At 70.9% G+C, this 18546-nt stretch carries 16 protein-coding genes; 5 read left to right on the forward strand and 11 right to left on the reverse strand.

The features are described 5' to 3' along the window. Together ACZ5VQ_RS34940 and trpS are read left to right on the forward strand one after the other, a co-directional pair. Positions 1-301: hypothetical protein (locus ACZ5VQ_RS34940; protein WP_469108458.1), on the forward strand; the 301-nt coding region annotated here is incomplete at its 5' end. A gap of 405 nt (positions 302-706) precedes the next feature. Further along, positions 707-1705 (forward strand): tryptophan--tRNA ligase, encoded by a 999-nt coding sequence (gene trpS / locus ACZ5VQ_RS34945; protein WP_362080055.1) that lies wholly within the window; start codon positions 707-709, stop codon positions 1703-1705. Between the two features lie 42 nt (positions 1706-1747). Here the strand turns inward: trpS and proC are convergent, their stop codons facing one another. From proC to ACZ5VQ_RS34975, 6 genes are all read right to left on the reverse strand, one after another. Beyond that, positions 1748-2557, reverse strand: a complete 810-nt coding sequence (gene proC / locus ACZ5VQ_RS34950; RefSeq protein WP_469108459.1) for a pyrroline-5-carboxylate reductase — start codon at positions 2555-2557, stop codon at positions 1748-1750. 120 nt (positions 2558-2677) lie between these two features. Continuing rightward, positions 2678-3481 (reverse strand): ABC transporter permease, encoded by an 804-nt coding sequence (locus tag ACZ5VQ_RS34955; protein ID WP_469108460.1) that lies wholly within the window; start codon positions 3479-3481, stop codon positions 2678-2680. Next, entirely contained in the window at positions 3478-4296 is an 819-nt protein-coding gene (locus ACZ5VQ_RS34960) for an ABC transporter ATP-binding protein (protein WP_362080049.1), read from the reverse strand. The genes ACZ5VQ_RS34955 and ACZ5VQ_RS34960 overlap by 4 nt, the downstream gene beginning before the upstream one ends. Before the next feature lie 174 nt (positions 4297-4470). Continuing rightward, positions 4471-5256 (reverse strand): class I SAM-dependent methyltransferase, encoded by a 786-nt coding sequence (locus ACZ5VQ_RS34965; RefSeq protein WP_469108461.1) that lies wholly within the window; start codon positions 5254-5256, stop codon positions 4471-4473. A 260-nt stretch (positions 5257-5516) separates the two neighbouring features. Continuing rightward, complete coding sequence (locus ACZ5VQ_RS34970) at positions 5517-5999, reverse strand: EamA/RhaT family transporter (RefSeq protein WP_469108462.1); 483 nt, start codon at positions 5997-5999, stop codon at positions 5517-5519. 186 nt (positions 6000-6185) lie between these two features. Further along, on the reverse strand, positions 6186-6506 hold the full coding sequence (locus ACZ5VQ_RS34975; protein ID WP_269654368.1) for an SH3 domain-containing protein: 321 nt from the start codon (positions 6504-6506) through the stop codon (positions 6186-6188). Positions 6507-6684: 178 nt separating this feature from the next. On the opposite strand from ACZ5VQ_RS34975, the gene ACZ5VQ_RS34980 reads away from it, so the two are divergent. Further along, a complete protein-coding gene (locus ACZ5VQ_RS34980; protein WP_469108463.1) occupies positions 6685-8979 on the forward strand; it encodes a serine/threonine-protein kinase in 2295 nt (764 codons plus the stop codon). A gap of 172 nt (positions 8980-9151) precedes the next feature. Here the strand turns inward: ACZ5VQ_RS34980 and ilvD are convergent, their stop codons facing one another. The 4 genes from ilvD to ACZ5VQ_RS35000 all read right to left on the reverse strand — a co-directional run bounded on the left by ilvD (position 9152) and on the right by ACZ5VQ_RS35000 (position 13978). Further along, the gene (gene ilvD / locus ACZ5VQ_RS34985; protein WP_328845736.1) at positions 9152-11005 is read right to left on the reverse strand and encodes a dihydroxy-acid dehydratase; all 1854 of its coding nucleotides are present in this window, start codon (positions 11003-11005) and stop codon (positions 9152-9154) included. A 237-nt stretch (positions 11006-11242) separates the two neighbouring features. Next, the gene (locus ACZ5VQ_RS34990; protein ID WP_362080034.1) at positions 11243-11854 is read right to left on the reverse strand and encodes a TetR/AcrR family transcriptional regulator; all 612 of its coding nucleotides are present in this window, start codon (positions 11852-11854) and stop codon (positions 11243-11245) included. Next, complete coding sequence (locus tag ACZ5VQ_RS34995; RefSeq protein ID WP_398891983.1) at positions 11851-12675, reverse strand: sugar phosphate isomerase/epimerase family protein; 825 nt, start codon at positions 12673-12675, stop codon at positions 11851-11853. Before ACZ5VQ_RS34995 ends, ACZ5VQ_RS34990 begins: the two co-directional genes overlap by 4 nt. A gap of 370 nt (positions 12676-13045) precedes the next feature. Continuing rightward, positions 13046-13978 (reverse strand): Ppx/GppA family phosphatase, encoded by a 933-nt coding sequence (locus ACZ5VQ_RS35000; RefSeq protein WP_362080029.1) that lies wholly within the window; start codon positions 13976-13978, stop codon positions 13046-13048. 71 nt (positions 13979-14049) lie between these two features. Between ACZ5VQ_RS35000 and ACZ5VQ_RS35005 the strand changes: the two genes are divergently transcribed. Further along, positions 14050-14910: a DUF3109 family protein gene (locus tag ACZ5VQ_RS35005; RefSeq protein WP_469108464.1), complete on the forward strand. Its 861-nt coding sequence runs from the start codon at positions 14050-14052 to the stop codon at positions 14908-14910. An 85-nt stretch (positions 14911-14995) separates the two neighbouring features. Here the strand turns inward: ACZ5VQ_RS35005 and ACZ5VQ_RS35010 are convergent, their stop codons facing one another. Further along, on the reverse strand, positions 14996-16897 hold the full coding sequence (locus tag ACZ5VQ_RS35010; protein WP_469108465.1) for a BACON domain-containing protein: 1902 nt from the start codon (positions 16895-16897) through the stop codon (positions 14996-14998). 222 nt (positions 16898-17119) lie between these two features. On the opposite strand from ACZ5VQ_RS35010, the gene radA reads away from it, so the two are divergent. Continuing rightward, positions 17120-18529 carry a DNA repair protein RadA gene (gene radA, locus ACZ5VQ_RS35015; RefSeq protein ID WP_469108466.1) on the forward strand — a complete coding sequence of 470 codons (1410 nt, stop codon included), beginning with the start codon at positions 17120-17122 and terminating at the stop codon, positions 18527-18529. Positions 18530-18546 lie beyond the last annotated feature (17 nt).

Here is an 18546-nt window from a genome sequence, read left to right on the forward strand (position 1 = left end):
CGTGACGGCCGGAGACGGGGTATCAACATATCTGGCGTTGATTTTTGGCACGCTGTTGAGTTCTCAAGGAACGGACGCTTCCTTCGTACTCACCCTCTCGGGCTTTCCTCCGGGCGCTTCCCTTCGGTCTTGCGTTTCCGACTCTATCAGACCGTTTTCCGATCCGATTTCCTCGGTGCTTTCCAGGTTTCCACTTTCGCGTTTCCCTTTCCGGCGGTTCCGACTCTATCAGATCCTTTCGGGCCTGATTCCCGGTCAGAGCGGGTTGCCTTCGCGGTTGTTGGGCCGTTCCGGCGAGTGAGACTTTAGCGGAATCCTGGCCCCCGAGCTAATCGGGGTCGCGTCCTTTCGAACGCGGATTCCTCATTTCGCAAACGCGCATGAAAACGGCCCGACGACGGATCGTCGATCGCTGTGTGCTTGTTACGGAATGGCTGTCCGGGGACCAACCGGAGTCGGCGCTCACGTCGGACAACTCGGAGAACACTACGTAGGGGTCAAGGGCGTGTCAACTTGACGCCGGGAGCCGCCCTGGAGGCGTACTCTCGGGGGCATGACTACGCACGCGTGCACCCAACTGTGGTGGGCCGCCTGACGGCGGCCGTACATACGCGTGTACTCAACGGCCGCCGCCTCGGCGGCCGTTCTCGTTTCTCCCTCCTGGAGCGCCGGCCGGCGGTGGTGGCGTCGACCAGGAGGTAGAGGAATGAAGCGGGTCTTCAGCGGGGTCAAGCCGACCGGGCATCTGACGTTGGGGAACTACCTGGGGGCGATGCGGCGCTGGAGTGCGGTCGATCAGCACGAGGCCGACGCGCTGTTCTGCATCGTCGACCTGCACGCGCTGACCGTGGACCACGATCCCGGCCGGGTGCGCAGGCTCAGTAGGCAGGCGGCCACGCTCCTGCTGGCCGCTGGGCTCGATCCGAAGCTGTGCACCGTCTTCGCGCAGAGCCATGTGGATGAGCACGCGCGACTGTCGTACCTGCTGGAGTGCGTGGCCACGGACGGCGAGATGCGGCGGATGATCCAGTACAAGGAGAAGGCCGCGGCCGAGCGGGCGCGGGGCGGGAGTGTGCGGCTGTCGCTGCTGACGTATCCCGTGCTGATGGCGGCGGACATCCTGGCGTACGGGACCGACGAGGTGCCGGTGGGCGACGACCAGTCGCAGCATGTGGAGCTGACCCGGGATCTGGCGGTGCGCTTCAACCAGCGGTACGGGCACACGTTCGTGGTGCCGCGGGCCACCCATCCCGAGGTGGCGGCCCGGGTCATGAACCTGCAGGAGCCGACGTCGAAGATGGGGAAGTCCGCCGACGTGGGGCCCGGGATCGTCTATCTGCTCGACGAGCCCGAGGTGATCCGGAAGAAGGTCATGCGGGCCGTGACCGACAGCGGGCGGGACGTGTCGTACGACCGGGAGGCCCGGCCGGGGGTCTCGAATCTGCTGGAGATCCTCGCGGCGTGTGGAAGTGGGAACCCGGAAGCCTTGGCCGGTGTATATGAGTCGTACGGATCTTTGAAGAAGGACACCGCCGAGGCCGTGGTGGAGCTCCTCAGGCCCGTACAGCAGAGGCACAAGGAGTTGTGCGCGGATCCTGCGTACGTGGAGGGGGTGTTGCGGGAGGGTGCGGCGAAGGCCAGGGAGATGGCGAGGCCGAGGGTGGACGCGGCGTACCGGGCGATCGGGCTGTTGCCGGCGATGTGACGAGGAGCGGCGGGGCCGGAGGCGGGCCCGGCCCCGGGGCTCCTAGCTGTTGCCGGTGGCCAGTTCGCGGCTGCGGTCGCGGGCAGCTTCCAGGGCGGCGATGAGGGCTGCTCGTACGCCGTGGTTCTCGAGTTCGCGGATGGCGTTGATCGTGGTGCCCGCGGGAGACGTGACGTTCTCGCGGAGCTTCACGGGGTGCTCGCCGCTGTCGCGGAGCATCACGGCGGCGCCGATCGCGGACTGGACGATGAGGTCGTGCGCCTTGTCGCGGGGCAGGCCGAGCAGGATGCCGGCGTCGGTCATGGCCTCGACCAGGTAGAAGAAGTACGCCGGGCCTGAGCCGGAGAGTGCAGTGCAGGCGTCCTGCTGCGACTCGGGGACGCGGAGGGTCTTGCCGACCGCGCCGAAGATCTCCTCGGCGTGGGCGAGGTGCTCGGCGGTGGCGTGGCTGCCGGCGGAGATGACGGACATGGCCTCGTCGACGAGGGCGGGGGTGTTCGTCATGACACGGACGACGGGGGTGTTCTGGGCGAGGCGCTCCTCGAAGAAGGAGGTGGGGATGCCCGCGGCACCGCTGATGACCAGGCGGTCGGCGGGGACGTGCGGGGCGAGTTCGTCGAGGAGGGTGCCCATGTCCTGGGGCTTGACCGTGAGGATCAGGGTGTCGGCGCTCTTGGCCGCCTCGGCGTTGGTGACCGGGGTGACGCCGTGGCGCTCCTGGAGTTCCTTGGCTCGTTCGGGGCGGCGGGCCGTGACCAGGAGGTCGGCGGGGGCCCAGCCGGCTCGGATCATTCCGCTGAGCAGGGCCTCGCCGATCTTGCCGGTGCCGAGCACTGCGACTTTCTGGGTCATGTTCGGTTGCCCTCCGGGGGTGCGTCGTCCGAGGCCCATCCTCGCACCGGGGGCGTGGGGGTGGGCCGCGTTGTCCGGTGGGCGGGACGCGGCCGTCCGGGGCGGGGGTGGTGCTCGGTGTTACGCGGTGCGGCGGCGGAGGGTTGCCGCGCCGAGGCTCAGGACGAGGAGGGCGCAGGCCGCGACGATCAGGGCGTCGCGGATGAAGTTGGCGGTGACGTCTGTGTGCTTGAGGACTTCGTTCATGCCGTCGACGGCGTAGGACATGGGGAGGACGTTGGAGATGCCTTCGAGTACGGGGTGCATGTCGGGGCGCGGGGTGAACAGGCCGCAGAGGAGGAGCTGGGGGAAGATCACGGCCGGCATGAACTGGACGGCCTGGAATTCGGAGGACGCGAAGGCCGAGACGAAGAGGCCGAGGGCCGTGCCGAGCAGGGCGTCGAGAAGAGCCACCAGAAGGAGTAGCCAGGTCGAGCCCGTGACGTCGAGCCCGAGGGCCCAGACGGCGAGACCGGTGGCGAGGGCCGACTGGATGACGGCGAGCGCGCCGAAGGCGAGGGCGTAACCGACGATCAGGTCGGCCTTGCCGAGGGGCATGGCGAGGAGGCGTTCCAGGGTGCCGGAGGTGCGTTCGCGGAGGGTGGCGATGGAGGTCACCAGGAACATCGTGATGAGGGGGAAGATGCCGAGCAGTGAGGCGCCGATGGAGTCGAAGGTGCGCGGGCTGCCGTCGAAGACGTAGCGGAGCAGCAGGAGCATCACGCACGGGATCAGGATCATCAGCGCGATCGAGCGCGGGTCGTGGCGGAGCTGGCGCAGGACCCGGGCCGCGGTGGCGGTGGTGCGGGAGAAGCTGATCGCGCTCGGCCTCGGGGACTCGGGCGTGCCCGTACGCGTGGTGATGGTCGTGGTCGGGGTGCTCATCGGACGGACTCCTTGCGGGACTGGTTGCCGGCCGCGATCGCCTCGTCGACCAGGTGGAGGAAGGCGGCCTCGACGGTGTCGGTGCCGGTCTGGGTGCGCAGGGCGTCCGGGGTGTCGTCGGCGAGGATCTCGCCCTCGCGCATCAGGAGCAGGCGGTGGCAGCGCTCGGCCTCGTCCATGACGTGGGAGGAGACGAGGAGGGTGGCGTCCCGGTCGGCGGCGATGGTGTGGAAGAGCTGCCACAGGTCGCGGCGGAGTACGGGGTCGAGGCCGACCGTGGGTTCGTCCAGGACGAGGAGTTCGGGGGTGCCGAGGAGAGCGACGGCGAGGGAGACGCGGCTGCGCTGGCCGCCGGAGAGGTTGCCCGCGAGGGCGTCGGCGTGGGAGGTGAGGTCCACGTCGGCGATGGCGTGGGTGACGTTCTCGTGGCGGCGCTCTGCGGCAGCGCGGCCGGGGTCGAGGATCGCGGCGAAGTAGTCCAGGTTCTGGCGGACGGTCAGGTCGTCGTAGACGGAGGGGGCTTGGGTGACGTAACCGATCCGGGAGCGGAGTGTGGCGTGGCCCGCGGGGAGGCCGAGGACGTCCAGGGTGCCGGTGACCTTGGCCTGGGTTCCGACGATCGACCTCATCAGAGTGGACTTGCCGCATCCCGAGGGGCCGAGCAGGCCGGTGATCTGGCCGCGGGGGACCTCGAAGTCGAGTCCGCGGAGAACTTGGCGGATGCCTCGGACGACGGTGAGCGCGGCGGCGTGGACCGCTGGGGCCGTGGGGTGCTCCTGCGGGGTGGCCGGTGGGCCGGGCGAGTAATTCATCATGTGATGAATAATGCTCCTGCGGGGTGGAGGCGTCAAGCCTGGGCGGGGGCATGGCTGGGCTGAGGCGCGGGGCTGGGGCTCGTGCGCTGCGTGGGGCGCCGGGTGGTGGGTGGCGGGTGTTCGGTGGTGGGCGTTCGGTGGTGGGTGGTGGGCGCCCGGTCGTGGGTGGAGGGGTCAGGGGCGGAGTGCGACGAGGAGGTCGACGTCGTAGGTCTCCTCGACGATGCCGTCCGGGAACACCTCCAGGAGGTGCTCGCGCTCCTCGGCGAGGAAGGACGCCGTTCCCTCCTCGCCGAGGACGAGGAAGATCGAGTGGCTGCCTATGTTGGCGAGGTGCGTGTCGAGGGGGACGCTGCGGGTCCAGCGGACCTGGTGGTGCGTGATGTCCGGGACGGTGATCGCGCCGGCGAAGGCGGTCTCGGCGCGGGCGGAGGTGCCGCCCTTCTTGCCGACGGCGTCGCCGCCGAAGTACCGCTCGACGCGTTGCTCCTGGGCGGCGATCCACGGGATGTCCAGGGCGTCCATGTTCCACCAGAGGGCGAGGGCGCCGCCCGGGCGCAGGACGCGCATCGCCTCCGGGGCGGCCCGGGCGGGCTCCGTCCAGTGCCAGGCCTGGGCGTAGGTCACGAAGTCGGCGGAGGCGTCGGTGAAGGGGAGGGCGTTGCCGTCGCCGCGTACGAGGGGGACGTCCGGGAGGGTTCGGCGGAACTGGCGGGCCATGCCGGCGCCGGGTTCGACCGCTACGACGTTCGCTCCGCGGGCGTGCAGGAGGGTGGTCGCGATGCCTGTGCCTGCGCCCACGTCGATGGCTCGGGCGCCTGCCAGGGGGTGGCCTGCGGCGTTCTCCATCGTGTCGAAGAGGGTGGGTGGGTAGGAGGGGCGGTTTGCGGCGTACTGGGCTGCGGCGGCGTTGAAGGAGTGGGCTCGGGTGTGGTGGTGGGCGCGGGAGGAGGCGGTCATGCCGCCATGGTGGCCTTGGGTGGGGGTGGGGGACAGGGGGCTTCGGTAAGAGGTTGGGGTGAGGGTGAGGCGGCTTTCGCCCCCGCCGCCCCTACCCATTCCCGTCCCTTCCTCAGGGGCTCCGCCCCCGAACCCCCAAAAGACTGCGCAGTTCCCCGCGCCCCTAAAAAGGGGCGCGGGGAACTGCGCGGCCAGCCACAACGCACCCGCACCCGCACCCGCACCCGACAACCCACCCCACGAGGCCTGGGGCGGAGTCCCTAGCGGCGGCGCTTTCGGGACGGGTTTCCCGTTCGGCGGGAGGCTCGGCGGGTGTGTTCGGTGCGGGCCGCCTCGTACTCCTGGCGGTGGAGTTTCTCGCCCGGGGCCTCGGTGAGGGAGCGGAAGAAGTAGGCCAGCAGGGCGCCTACGAAGCCGATCGCCAGGAGGCCGCGGAGGGATGCCTGGGTGTCGGGGTCGGGGCGGGCGGTGAAGCCCTCCCAGGTGCGGCGGAAGGCGATCGCGCTGCAGATCGCGAACATCACGACGACGAGGAGGGTGACGAAGCCGCCCACGGCCGCGATCGCCAAGCCCTCGTAGGCGAAGCGGAGGATCAGGCAGCTCGCCACGGCGGCCGCCAGCGAACCGGCGGCCACGGCCGCGCGGCGTCCCGCGTAGCCGCCGTCGTGGTCCACCCAGGTCGTTCCGAAGAAACGGATCGGTTCGGGGCGGGGGCCTGCGGGGGTGCCGGTTTCGTCGCTCACGGCTCGATTATCGCCCCGCGCGGCGGAGTGCCGAAGTGTCGGAGTCCCTCGGAGTCCCTCAAAGTCCCTCGGAGTGCCGACGGGCCGGTGCGGGTGGTGAGGGTCAGCTGAAGGTGCGTGAGGGAGCGGCCCGGCTCGCCGGTCTGCGGAACCGCTAGTCCAGCGAGCCGAGCCGCTCCTGCTTCGTCAGCTGCAGCGCGGTGCCACGTAGCCGTCGCTGCCCGTTTTCACGAAGGCGTCGGAGACGTACTCCCCGACCTTGATGTTGTCCCAGATGTTCGTCGTGCCGTAGGGACCGCTGATCGTCTCGCCCGGGCGCTGGCAGAAGATCGGGACCTTGGAGCCCACCGCCAGGGTGCGGACCAGGCGGTACTGGGTGCCGGGGCCGCTGCGGACGTTCACGGTGTAGCCGGGTGCGATCGAATAGAGCTTCTGGGCCGCGGTGACGGTCGCCTCCGCCCTCGCGCCCGTACTCTCCTCCGCGCTCTCCATCTCTTCAACAGCCATATGGGCCTCCCCCGTTGGATGCGTTTGGACGCACTGTCTTGATCGTCGCGAACGCGTTGGCTTGAAACACTTTCTTTTCTTTGTGCACGCGGAGGCTAGCAAGCCGCGTGGGTCTCGTACGAACCATCGACTAGGCTCCGTGCGTCGCGCGTGCGTACGTAATTCACGGGGGTGGACCATGCCGCCACGACGCAGCGCCGGATCCGGTGCCGAAGCGGAACTTCCCGAATACGCCGGGCAGTACCGCCTTGAGTCACGCCTCGGCTCGGGCGGTATGGGTGTCGTCCATCTGGCGCGATCGGCCTCGGGGCTGCGGCTCGCGGTGAAGGTCGTGCATGCCGAGTTCGCCAAGGACCCCGAGTTCAGGGGACGGTTCCGGCAGGAGGTCGCGGCCGCGCGGCGGGTCAGCGGTGCCTTCACGGCACCGGTCGTGGACGCCGACCCCGAGGCGGAGCGGCCCTGGATGGCCACCCTGTTCATACCGGGGCTGACGCTGGCCGAGCACGTGAAGCGGAACGGCTCGTTGTCGTCCGCGCAGCTGCGTCAGGTCATGGCCGGCCTCGCCGAGGGGCTGCGCGACATCCACCGTGCCGGTGTCGTGCACCGCGATCTCAAGCCGAGCAACGTCCTGCTCGCCGACGACGGTCCCAAGGTCATCGACTTCGGCATCTCCCGGCCATCGGACAGTGAGCTGCGCACGGAGACCGGCAAGCTGATCGGCACCCCGCCCTTCATGGCCCCCGAGCAGTTCCGCCGCCCCCGCGAGGTGGGCCCGGCCGCCGACATCTTCGCCCTCGGGTCGGTCCTGGTGCACGCGGCCACGGGGCGCGGGCCCTTCGACTCCGACAGTCCTTACATCGTCGCGTATCAAGTGGTGCACGACGAGCCGGACTTGACGGGTGTCCCCGATGATCTGGCCCAGCTCGTCGGCCGTTGCCTCGCCAAGGAGCCGGACGAACGGCCCACGCCTGACGAGCTCATGGCGGAACTGCGGCTCGTCTCCTCGCTCTACGACACTCAGGCGTTCATCCCCGCGCAGCGCACATCGGATCCTGGGGCCGAGACCGAAGCCGAAACCCAGGCCGCATCCGAGGCCGTGGCCGAAGCCGTGGCCGCATCCGAGGCCGAAGTCGAAGTCGTGTCCGGGAACGAGCCCGCGCCCCGCCCCGGAGACGGTCCGACTCATGTGCGCGGCAAGCGCCGTACGGCTTCCGGGGCTTCCGGGGCTTCCGGGCCGGATCCGTCCGTCGGTTCCAGTGACCCCTCGCCGCGCACCCGCCGTCGCCGTGTCCGTGTCTCCGTCGCCGCCGGTGTCGTATCCGTACTGGCGGTGGGCGGTGCGCTTCTCTTCGGTGTGCCGAGCGTCGACGGTGACTCCGGCGGCAGACCGGATCCGGGGACCGAACGCCGGGCCGCCGCCGACTCGTTCCGCCCGTGGGTCACGAAGGTGGGTACCGGGAAGAGCGGCATGCCCCAGTGCACCTACGGCGCCGGAGCCCTGCGGTGCGCCGCCCCCGGTGTGCTCGCCGCCTCCGTCGACCCGCTGAACGGCAAGGTGCGGTGGACGCGGAAGACCGGAACCGCGGGAGTCGGCAGCGTGGTCGCACCCGTCCTGTCGGGTGGACTGGTGCACGCCGTCACCCCGGACCAGAAGCAGCTCCTCGCGCTCGACCCCGACACGGGCAGGACCCGCTGGACGCTGGACGTCACGGCGAACGAGGGCAACGTGCAGCAGAACGCGGGCGATACGGTTCTGCTGAGTTCGCCCGACGGCATGGTCACCGGTGTCGACGGCAGGACCGGGGACCGGCTGTGGCGTCATCGCGTGGCCGGCCGGGCCCAGCCCTCCTTCGCGTACTTCGGCGGTGGGCTCGCGTATGCGACGACACTGGGCGCCGACAACACGAGCACGCAGGTGACCGCGGTGGATCTGCGGACCGGGGACGTGCGGTGGCGCCACAGCCTCGACGGACTGCTCGTCCCCGTCGGGGCCGCGAAGGGCACGCTCTGGTTCACCGGGGAGAACTCGTACCAGGAGACCGTGAGCGTCGTCGGCTACACGCCCGACTCGGGCCGCGTACGGCGGATCCCTCTCGGCCTTCCGCTCCCGTCCGCCACAGCCGGCCTGCACGGCGAGTCGGTCTACTTCCTGGCCACGGGTGGGGCGCTGGTCGCGGTGGACCTCGGGACCGGCAAGCAGCGGTGGCGGCTGGAGACATCGGTCAGCAGGGGTTCGGCGCCGACCGTCGACGACCGGCAGGTGTACGTCACCTCCCCCGACGGCCGGCTGCTCGCGGCCGACGCGCGCACCGGCAAGCTCCTGGGCCAGACCCGTCCCCGGCTCAGCGGCGGCGGGACCGAGGGGGTCGTCGCGGAATCACCCGTGCCCCTGGTCGTGGGCGACCGGGTCTACGGAAGCGCGCCGGACGGCAGTGTCGTCGCGGTGGACAGGAACAGGCCCGGCGGCTGGTGAGCACGCCGCCGGGCAGCCCGTAGGCCCGGACCCCGAAAGGGCCCGTAGGCCGCTGGGAAGACCCCGCGACGGGAGACGACGGGGGAGCCCATCGAAGGGGGAAGGCCCCGCGAACGGCGAACCCGCCCGGTGGTGAGGACCGGGCGGGCCCACGTGGTGGGGTGGTGCGGGGCTAGCCGAGTTTGGAGACGTCCCGGACTGCGCCCTTGTCGGCGCTGGTCGCCATCGCCGCGTAGGCGCGGAGGGCGGCGGAGACCTTCCGCTCACGGCCGGCCGGGGCGTAGACGCCGCCCAGGGCCTCGCGGCGAGTGGCCAGCTCCTCGTCGGAGACCAGGAGCTCGATGCCGCGGTTCGGGATGTCGATGCGGATGCGGTCGCCGTCCCGGACGAGGGCGATCGTGCCGCCGGAGGCCGCCTCCGGGGAGGCGTGGCCGATGGACAGGCCGGACGTGCCGCCGGAGAAGCGGCCGTCGGTGATCAGGGCGCAGGTCTTGCCGAGGCCGCGGCCCTTCAGGAAGGACGTCGGATAGAGCATCTCCTGCATGCCGGGGCCGCCCTTGGGGCCCTCGTAGCGGATGACGACCACGTCGCCGTGCGTGATCTCCTTCTTGAGGATCTTGTCGACGGCCTCCTCCTGCGACTCGCAGACGACCGCCGGGCCCTCGAAGGTCCAGATCGACTCATCCACGCCTGCCGTCTTCACGACACAGCCGTCGACGGCGAGGTTGCCCTTCAGGACCGCCAGTCCGCCGTCCTTCGAGTACGCGTGCTCCGCCGAGCGGATGCAGCCGCCCTCCGCGTCCTCGTCGAGGGCCTCCCAGCGCTCGGACTGGGAGAAGGCCTCGGCGGAACGGACACAGCCGGGTGCCGCGTGCCACAGCTCCAGCGCCTCGGGGGACGGGGAGCCGGCGCGGACGTCCCAGGTCTTCAGCCAGTCGGAGAGGGACGGGCTGTGCACCGAGTGCACGTCCTCGTTCAGGTGGCCGCCGCGGTGCAGTTCGCCGAGCAGAGCGGGGATACCTCCGGCCCGATGCACGTCCTCCATGTAGTACGTCCGGTCCTTGGCCACGTTCGGGGCGACCTTGGCGAGGCAGGGCACGCGGCGCGAGACGTCGTTGATCTCGTCGAGACCGAACGGGACGCCCGCCTCCTGGGCGGCGGCCAGCAGGTGCAGGATCGTGTTGGTCGAGCCGCCCATGGCGATGTCGAGCGCCATGGCGTTCTCGAAGGCCGCGATCGTGGCGATGTTGCGCGGCAGGACCGTCTCGTCGTCCTGCTCGTAGTAGCGGCGGGTGATGTCCATCACCGTGCGCCCCGCGTCCTCGTACAGCGCCTTGCGGGCGGTGTGCGTGGCGAGGACCGAGCCGTTGCCGGGGAGCGAGAGGCCGATGGCCTCCGTCAGGCAGTTCATGGAGTTGGCCGTGAACATGCCGGAGCAGGAGCCGCAGGTCGGACAGGCGTTCTCCTCGATACGGAGGATGTCCTCGTCCGAGATCTTGTCGTTCACGGCGTCGGAGATCGCGTCGACCAGGTCGAGCGTACGGACCGTGCCGTCGACCAGGGTCGCGCGGCCGGACTCCATGGGGCCGCCGGAGACGAAGACCGTCGGGATGTTCAGACGCAGGGCCGCCATCAGCATGCCGGGCGTGATCTTGTCGCAGTTCGAGATGCAGATCAGGGCGTCGGCGCAGTGGGCCTCCACCATGTACTCGACGCTGTCCGCGATCAGGTCGCGGGACGGCAGTGAGTACAGCATTCCGCCGTGGCCCATCGCGATGCCGTCGTCGACCGCGATCGTGTTGAACTCTCGCGGGATGCCTCCCGCGGCCGTGATGGCCTCGCTCACGATCCGGCCGACCGGCTGGAGGTGGGTGTGGCCGGGCACGAACTCGGTGAAGCTGTTGGCCACCGCGATGATCGGCTTGCGGCCGATGTCCGCGCCCGGTACACCGGAGGCGCGCATAAGGGCGCGTGCGCCCGCCATGTTGCGGCCGTGGGTGACTGTGCGGGACCTCAGCTCGGGCATCGTCGCTCGCTCCTTCGGAGAGTAATGACTCACGTCGAGCGTACGCCGGTCATCCAGGGATTGGACATGGCGTCCGGAATGCGGGATCGCTGTCTCGGTGGTCGGCTGGGCGTTGCGTGTGGTCGGCTGCGGGATGTGCGTGGCGGGTCGTGGGTTGCGGATTGCGTGTGGCCGGTCGTGGGTTGCGGAGCGGAAGCGGCGGAAGCGTGCGTGTCGCAGTCCCGCGCCCCTGACGGCTCAAGGGGTCGTCAGGTGGGCCTGAATCACCGGAGCCACCCTTGCGATGATCTGTTCCGGGTTCGCCGAGGCCAGGGGTTCCACCTTGATCACGTACCGCAGCATCGCGATGCCCACGAGCTGGGCCGCCGCCAGCTCGGCACGCAGTTCGGCGTCCGGCGTGTCCAGCTGGGCGGCGACTCGGCGCAGCAGCTGGGCCGAGATGAGGCGGCGGAAGACCGAGGCCGCGACCTCGTTGTTCACGGCGGAGCGGATGATCGCGAGCAGCGCCTTGCGGGTGGCCGGGTTCTCCCAGACCCCGAAGAAGAAGCGGGCCAGCCGCTCGCCGACGCCGTCGAGGGGGCCTTCCGCGATCGAACCCGGGGCGCTCAGGAGGGGCCCGAAGGCGACCTCGATGGACGCCTCGAAGACCTGCTCCTTGGTGCCGAAGTAGTGGTGCACGAGCGCCGAGTCCACACCCGCGGCCTTGGCGATGCCGCGTACGGACGTCTTCTCGTAGCCCCGCTCGGAGAACTCCTCGCGGGCCGCCGCCAGGATGCGGTCGCGGGCGGGGGTGTCCGCGGAGTCCGCGTGGGAGGGGCGTCCGCGGCGGCGCGGGGCGGCGCTGGTCACGAGCGCGGGATCCGTACGGCCGACGCCAGGTGGAGCCGGGTGAAGGCGAGGGCCTCCGCCAGGTCGGCCTCGCGTTCGGCGCTGGACATGGCCCGGCGGGTGTTGACCTCGATGACGACGTGACCGTCGAAGCCGGACAGGGCGAGGCGTTCCAGCAGCTCGGCGCAGGGTTGTGTGCCGCGGCCTGGGACGAGGTGCTCGTCCTTGTTGGAGCCGTTGCCGTCGGCGAGGTGGACGTGGCCGAGGCGGTCGCTCATGCGGTCGATCATCTGGAGCGCGTCCGTGCGGGCGGTCGCCGTGTGGCTGAGATCGATCGTGAAGTGGCGGTAGTCGTCCTTCGTGACGTCCCAGTCGGGGGCGTAGGCGAGCATCTCGCGGTCGCGGTAGCGCCAGGGGTACATGTTTTCGACGGCGAACCGTACGTCCGTCTCGTTCGCCATGCGCCAGATACCGGTGACGAAGTCGCGCGCGTACTGGCGCTGCCAGCGGAAAGGGGGGTGTACGACGACCGTGCTCGCGCCGAGTTTCTCGGCTGCCGACTGGGCGCGCTGGAGTTTGGTCCACGGGTCGGTGGACCAGACGCGCTGGGTGATGAGCAGGCAAGGGGCGTGGATCGCGAGGATCGGGACCTGGTGGTAGTCGCTGAGGCGGCGGAGGGCCTCGATGTCCTGGCTGACCGGGTCGGTCCAGACCATGACCTCGACGCCGTCGTAGCCGAGGCGTGCGGCGATCTCGAAGGCCGTCGCCGTCGACTCCGGGTACACGGAGGCCGTGGACAGTGCGACCTTCGCATCCGGGATGCGCACGACTGGTTCTGCCACGGGGACAGGTTACGGGGTGGCTCTGGTGGTTGTGTTCGGGTGGGGGGCTTTGGCCGGGGGGTGACGGGTCGCGGCGACTGGTCGGCGTTGGGGATTCGGTGCGTGGGTGGGTGGGTGCGGGTCGGGTGTGGCTTGTTGCGCCGTTCCCCGCGCCCCCACAAGACTGCGCAGTTCCCCGCGCCCCTAGAAGATCGCGCCGTTCCTCGCACGCCTAAAAGATTGCGCAGTTCCCCGCGCCCCTGAGAGGTTGCGCCACTCCCCGCGACCCCAAGAGGTTGCGCAGTTCCCCGCGCCCCCAAGAGGTTGCGCCGCTCCCCGCGACCCCCAAGAGACTGTGCCGTTCCTCGCGCCCCTCGTGGGGTGCGAGGTGCTACGGGGTGGCCATCTGGTCCAAGGTTCGGAGGATTACGCCTTCCCGTAGGGCCCAGGGGCAGATTTCCAGGGTTTCTACGCCGAAGAGGTCCATGGCGCCGGCGGCGACGATGGCGCCGGCGAGGAGTTGGTTGGCGCGGCCCTCGGAGACGCCGGGGAGTTCGGCGCGTTCGGCGGTGGTCATGGCGGCGAGGCGGGGGACCCAGTCCTCCAGGGAGCGGCGCTTGAGCTCGCGCTGGACGTACAGGCCGTCGGCCGAGCGGGCGGCGCCCGCGATGCGGGCCAGCTGCCGGAAGGTCTTGGAGGTCGCGACCACGTGGTCGGGGGCGCCGAAGCGGCTGAATTCCCCGACCGTACGGGCGATCTGGGCCCGTACATGGCGGCGCAGGGCCTTGATGTCCGCCGGGTCCGCCGGGTCGTTCGGCAGCCAGCCGGCGGTCAGCCGCCCCGCACCCAGCGGCAGCGAGGCCGCCGCGTCCGGCTCCTCGTCTATGCCGTACGCGATCTCCAGCGAGCCGCCGCCGATGTCGAGGACGAGCAGCTTCCCCGCCGACCAGCCGAACCAGCGGCGGGCAGCGAGGAACGTGAGCCGCGCCTCCTCCGCCCCGGTGAGGACCTGGAGCTCGACGCCGGTCTCGGCGCGCACCCGGGCCAGTACGTCGTCGGCGTTGCTGGCCTCCCGCACGGCGGACGTCGCGAACGGCAGCAGGTCCTCGACGCCCTTGTCCTCGGCGGCCTCCAGCGCCTCCTGGACAACGGCGATCAGTTTGTCGACTCCTACGGAATCGATCGCGCCGCTCTCGTCGAGGAGTTGGGCGAGCCGCAGCTCCGCCTTGTGCGAATGCGCGGGCAGCGGGCGCGCGCCGGGGTGTGCATCCACCACCAGCAGATGCACCGTGTTCGAACCCACGTCGAGGACACCGAGTCTCATGTACGGAACGCTACTGCGCGCGGAACGCCCAGCCGTCCCCGGATGGCTTCCCGGCCACTTACCCTGGACCTGTGCCAAAGACGAAAAAGGCAAAGGCCGACAAGTCGGCAGCGTCCGCCAAGTCCACCAAGGGGGCGTCCAGGTCCAAGAAGTCCCCGGGCCTCCCGAAGCAGGGCGACGAGAAGGGGCTCGACTTCGCGCGTGCGTGGGTGGAGTTCCCGGATCCGGCCGACGACGAGCAGATCTTCCGCTGCGACCTGACATGGCTGACCTCTCGCTGGAACTGCATCTTCGGAAGCGGCTGCCAGGGAATCCAGGCGGGCCGCGCGGACGACGGGTGCTGCACGCTGGGCGCCCACTTCTCGGACGAGGACGACGAGAAGCGCGTCGCCGGTCATGTGGCGAGACTCACGCCGGAGATGTGGCAGAACCACGAGGTGGGGACGGAGACCGGCTGGGTCTCGAAGGACGAGGACGGCGACCGGCAGACCCGGCCGTACCAGGGCTCGTGCATCTTCCAGAACCGGCCGGGCTTCGCGGGCGGCGCGGGCTGCTCGCTGCACATCCTGGCCGTCAAGGAGGGCCGCGAGCCCCTGGAGACCAAGCCGGACGTCTGCTGGCAGCTGCCGGTCCGGCGTACGTACGAGTGGATCGACCGGCCCGACGACACCCGGGTGCTCCAGGTCTCGATCGGCGAGTACGACCGCCGCGGCTGGGGACCGGGCGGGCACGACCTGCACTGGTGGTGCACGTCGGCGACCTCGGCGCACGGCGCGGGCGACCCGGTGTACGTCTCGTACCGGCCGGAACTGATCGAACTGATGGGCAAGGCCGGCTACGACCGCCTGGTGGAGCTGTGCGAGGAGCGCCTGGCGTCGCAACTACCACTGGTGGCCCCCCACCCGGCGGACCCGGCCCGCAGCACCCCGTAAGCAGGGGGCGCCCTACAAGGGGCGCGGGGAACTGCGCGACCGGCCCACGGCGACCCGCGGACGACGAACCCACCCGCGGGAGCGTTCAACCCTCCGACGGACTCGGTGCACCACTGTCACCGGGGCTGCCACCGGGCGGCGTAGAACCTCCGGAGGACTCCGGCGGGGGTTCCGGCTCCGGGTCCGACGGGGCCGTGTCGCTGGGTGTGGGCTCGGGATCGGGGCTGGACGGCGGCGGATCGCTCGGCGTCGGCTCCGGGTCGGGCCCCGGCCCGGTCGGACCGGGATCGGTCGGTGCCGACGTCGACGGGTCCGGGCGGGGCCCGGGATGCGTCGGGCTCGGGCCCGCCGTCCCGTAGCCGTCGATCGTGACCACCGCGCCCGCGGGTGCGACCGACACGCTCGCGCTCCAGGGCCCGATCGGCTCGCGCAGATGATCGACGTACACCTTGATCGTCAAGGACTCGCCCGGTTCCAGCGTGCCGGACGAACGGCTGAGGTAGAGCCAGGACACCCCGGTGTGCGCGGACCAGTGGACCGGTGAACTCCCGGTCGCCCTGAGGGTGATCAACGTCGTGTCGCCGCTGGAACCGGCCTCTACGGAGAGGCCGGTTTTCTGTTGTCCCGAGGCCACGCCGATGACTTCCACGGAGACGTCGGGCGATTCGCTGCCCGGGGTGAAGCGGGGGTCGGGCCTGGTGCTGGCGTTGCCGGCGTTCTCGTATCCGGGTGCCTCGCCGCCGAGTCCGTCGGGGCCGTGCGCCTCGTTCGCGGCGACCGGACGGCCGTCCGTTCCCTCGCCGGTGAGGGGTGCGCCGCGGTAGGCCGCCCACAGGGCGAGTACCGGGGCCGCCACGACGGTCGCGACGACGGTGGTGGTGACGGCACGCGCGCGGAGGCGGTCACGGCGGGCCGCGCGGTCCTTGGGGTCCATCGGGAAACCGCGCCGGTCGAAGCGCGGACCGCCGCCCCGCGCGCGTGGGACGTGCGTCATCGCCCTGTGGAGGGCCGCGCGCGGGGCTTCGAGTACGGGCAGCGCGGCGGGCGTGACGCTGGTGCCGGGCCAGGAGCCGGGGACCGCGCGCTCGGCGGTACGGCGGCAGCGCGGGCAGTCGTCGACGTGCCGGACCAGTTCGCGGCGCAGGGCCGTGCTGAGGACGAGGTGGTTGTCGCCGGTGAGCCGGGTGACTCCCGGACAGGTGCCGGTCTCGACGACGGCGAGGGCCGCGCGCGTGCGCTCGACCTCGCAGGCGGCCGTCGCGAGGAGTTCGCGGGCGGCGGCCAGGTCCATGCCGAGGACGGCGGCGACCTCGTGCGCGGCGAGCTGGTGCCGTACGGCCAGTTCGAGCGCCTCACGCTGTTCGGGCGTCGTACCGGCGGCCTCCGGCCAGGCCAGCAGGGCGAGTTCACGACGGCGACGGTCCTCCTCCGCGGCGGCGAGGAGGTCGGCGGTCGGGTCGACGGTCCGGTTCGGGGCCCGGTCCGAGGTCCGATCGGCCGCGCGGTCGGCCGACCGATCGGCTGTCCGGTCGGCTGTCCGGTCGCCGGGGCGGTCGCCGGGGCGGTCGGCGACCGCGGCGGCGGCACGGTGGACGCCTGCGTACGCGCCCTGGGGGCGGCCGGGGGCGTGCGCGCCCTCGGAACGTCCCAGCGCATGGGCGCCATGACGTTTCTGCTTGGCCTCGGCGAGCTTGCGCAGGCACGACCAGCGGGCGAGGGCGTACAGCCAGGCCCTGCGGTCGTCGGGCGCCTCCGGGCCGCGCTGGCCTCGGCGCTCGGCGAGCGCGAGAACGTCTCCCAGGGCGGCGGTCGCCGTGTCGTGGTCGCACAGCACGGACAGGCAGTAGGTGAACAGACCGTCCAGGTACGGCTCGTAGCGCGGAGGCGGGCACTGTGCCAGCGTGCGCGCCGCCGCCCGGTCGCGCGCCTCGCGGTGCGCCCGGTGTGCGCTGGTGGTGCGGGTCGAGGTCTCGGGACTGCGGCTCATCACCCGTGCGACCGTAGGGGCCGGGCGGTGGCCCCTTCTTCCTGCTTGCGCACATTTAATCCGTACGGGTGAAACGATCCCTCATAAGGGGACAGGAGCCCTGAATTCCGTGGCGTGTTCCTGACGAGTCGTGGCCGGTTTGCGAAGGGTGCCCGGTTATCGGCAGCGGGCGCGGAACGGACCGGCATCGCGCTGTCAGTGGAGGCGGTTACGGTTCGTGTCATGGCTGCCCGTACGAAGACCGCGAGGGACCGGCCGTCCTACCGCTGCACCGAGTGCGGCTGGCAGGCGGCCAAGTGGCTCGGCCGCTGCCCCGAATGCCAGGCATGGGGGACGATCGACGAGTACGGCACGCCCGCGGTACGGACGACGGCCCCCGGCCGGGTCACCACGTCCGCGCTGCCCATCGGCCAGGTCGACGGCCGGCAGGCGACCGCCCGCCCGACCGGTGTGCCCGAGCTGGACCGGGTGCTCGGCGGCGGTCTCGTACCGGGCGCGGTCGTGCTCGTGGCGGGCGAGCCGGGTGTCGGCAAGTCCACGCTGCTGCTGGACGTGGCGGCGAAGGCGGCCAGTGACGAGCACCGCACGCTCTACATCACGGGTGAGGAGTCGGCGAGCCAGGTCCGGCTGCGCGCCGACCGCATCAAGGCGATCGACGACCATCTGTTTCTGGCGGCGGAGACCGATCTGGCCGCGGTCCTCGGCCACTTGGACGCGGTGAAGCCGTCCCTGCTCATCGTCGACTCCGTGCAGACGGTGGCCTCTCCGGAGATCGACGGTGCCCCCGGAGGTATGTCCCAGGTCCGTGAGGTGGCCGGGGCCCTGATCCGTGCCTCCAAGGAGCGCGGCATGGCCACCCTGCTGGTGGGCCATGTCACCAAGGACGGCGCCATCGCGGGACCACGGCTCCTGGAGCACCTCGTGGACGTCGTCCTGAGCTTCGAGGGCGACCGGCACGCACGCCTTCGGCTCGTACGAGGCGTCAAGAACCGTTACGGGACGACGGACGAGGTCGGCTGCTTCGAGCTGCACGACGAGGGCATCACGGGCCTGACCGACCCCAGCGGCCTGTTCCTGACCCGGCGTGCCGAGCCCGTCCCCGGCACCTGTCTGACCGTCACCCTCGAAGGCCGCCGCCCCCTGGTGGCCGAGGTCCAGGCGCTCACCGTGGACACCCAGATCCCCACTCCCAGGCGTACGACCTCCGGTCTTGAGACCTCCCGGGTCCAGATGATGCTCGCCGTCCTGGAGCAGCGGGGCCGGATCAGTGCCATCGGGAAGCGGGACATCTACACCGCGACGGTCGGCGGTGTGAAGCTCACCGAGCCCGCCGCGGACCTCGCGATCGCGCTCGCGCTGGCCAGCGCCGCGAGCGACACCCCGCTGCCCAAGAACCTCGTCGCGATCGGCGAAGTGGGCCTCGCGGGCGAGGTCAGACGGGTCACGGGCGTCCAGCGCAGACTCGCCGAAGCCCATCGTCTGGGCTTCACCCATGCCCTCGTTCCGGGCGATCCGGGCAAGATCCCTGCCGGCATGAAGGTCCTGGAAGTCGCCGACATGGGAGACGCGCTGAGGGTCCTCCCGAGGTCGCGTCGGCGAGAGGCCCCACGGGACGAGGAAGAGCGCCGGTAGACTTTGCCCAGGTCTCG

The organism is Streptomyces sp. NPDC033178, assembly GCF_055577685.1.

Excerpts from the sequence above, each read along its gene's own strand:
- trpS (WP_362080055.1), top strand. The coding sequence starts at position 707 with ATGAAGCGGGTCTTCAGCGGGGTCAAGCCGACCGGGCATCTGACGTTG.
- proC (WP_469108459.1), bottom strand. The coding sequence starts at position 2,557 with ATGACCCAGAAAGTCGCAGTGCTCGGCACCGGCAAGATCGGCGAGGCC.
- ACZ5VQ_RS34955 (WP_469108460.1), bottom strand. The coding sequence starts at position 3,481 with ATGAGCACCCCGACCACGACCATCACCACGCGTACGGGCACGCCCGAG.
- ACZ5VQ_RS34960 (WP_362080049.1), bottom strand. The coding sequence starts at position 4,296 with ATGATGAATTACTCGCCCGGCCCACCGGCCACCCCGCAGGAGCACCCC.
- ACZ5VQ_RS34965 (WP_469108461.1), bottom strand. The coding sequence starts at position 5,256 with ATGACCGCCTCCTCCCGCGCCCACCACCACACCCGAGCCCACTCCTTC.
- ACZ5VQ_RS34975 (WP_269654368.1), bottom strand. The coding sequence starts at position 6,506 with ATGGCTGTTGAAGAGATGGAGAGCGCGGAGGAGAGTACGGGCGCGAGG.
- ACZ5VQ_RS34980 (WP_469108463.1), top strand. The coding sequence starts at position 6,685 with ATGCCGCCACGACGCAGCGCCGGATCCGGTGCCGAAGCGGAACTTCCC.
- ilvD (WP_328845736.1), bottom strand. The coding sequence starts at position 11,005 with ATGCCCGAGCTGAGGTCCCGCACAGTCACCCACGGCCGCAACATGGCG.
- ACZ5VQ_RS35000 (WP_362080029.1), bottom strand. The coding sequence starts at position 13,978 with ATGAGACTCGGTGTCCTCGACGTGGGTTCGAACACGGTGCATCTGCTG.
- ACZ5VQ_RS35010 (WP_469108465.1), bottom strand. The coding sequence starts at position 16,897 with ATGAGCCGCAGTCCCGAGACCTCGACCCGCACCACCAGCGCACACCGG.
- radA (WP_469108466.1), top strand. The coding sequence starts at position 17,120 with ATGGCTGCCCGTACGAAGACCGCGAGGGACCGGCCGTCCTACCGCTGC.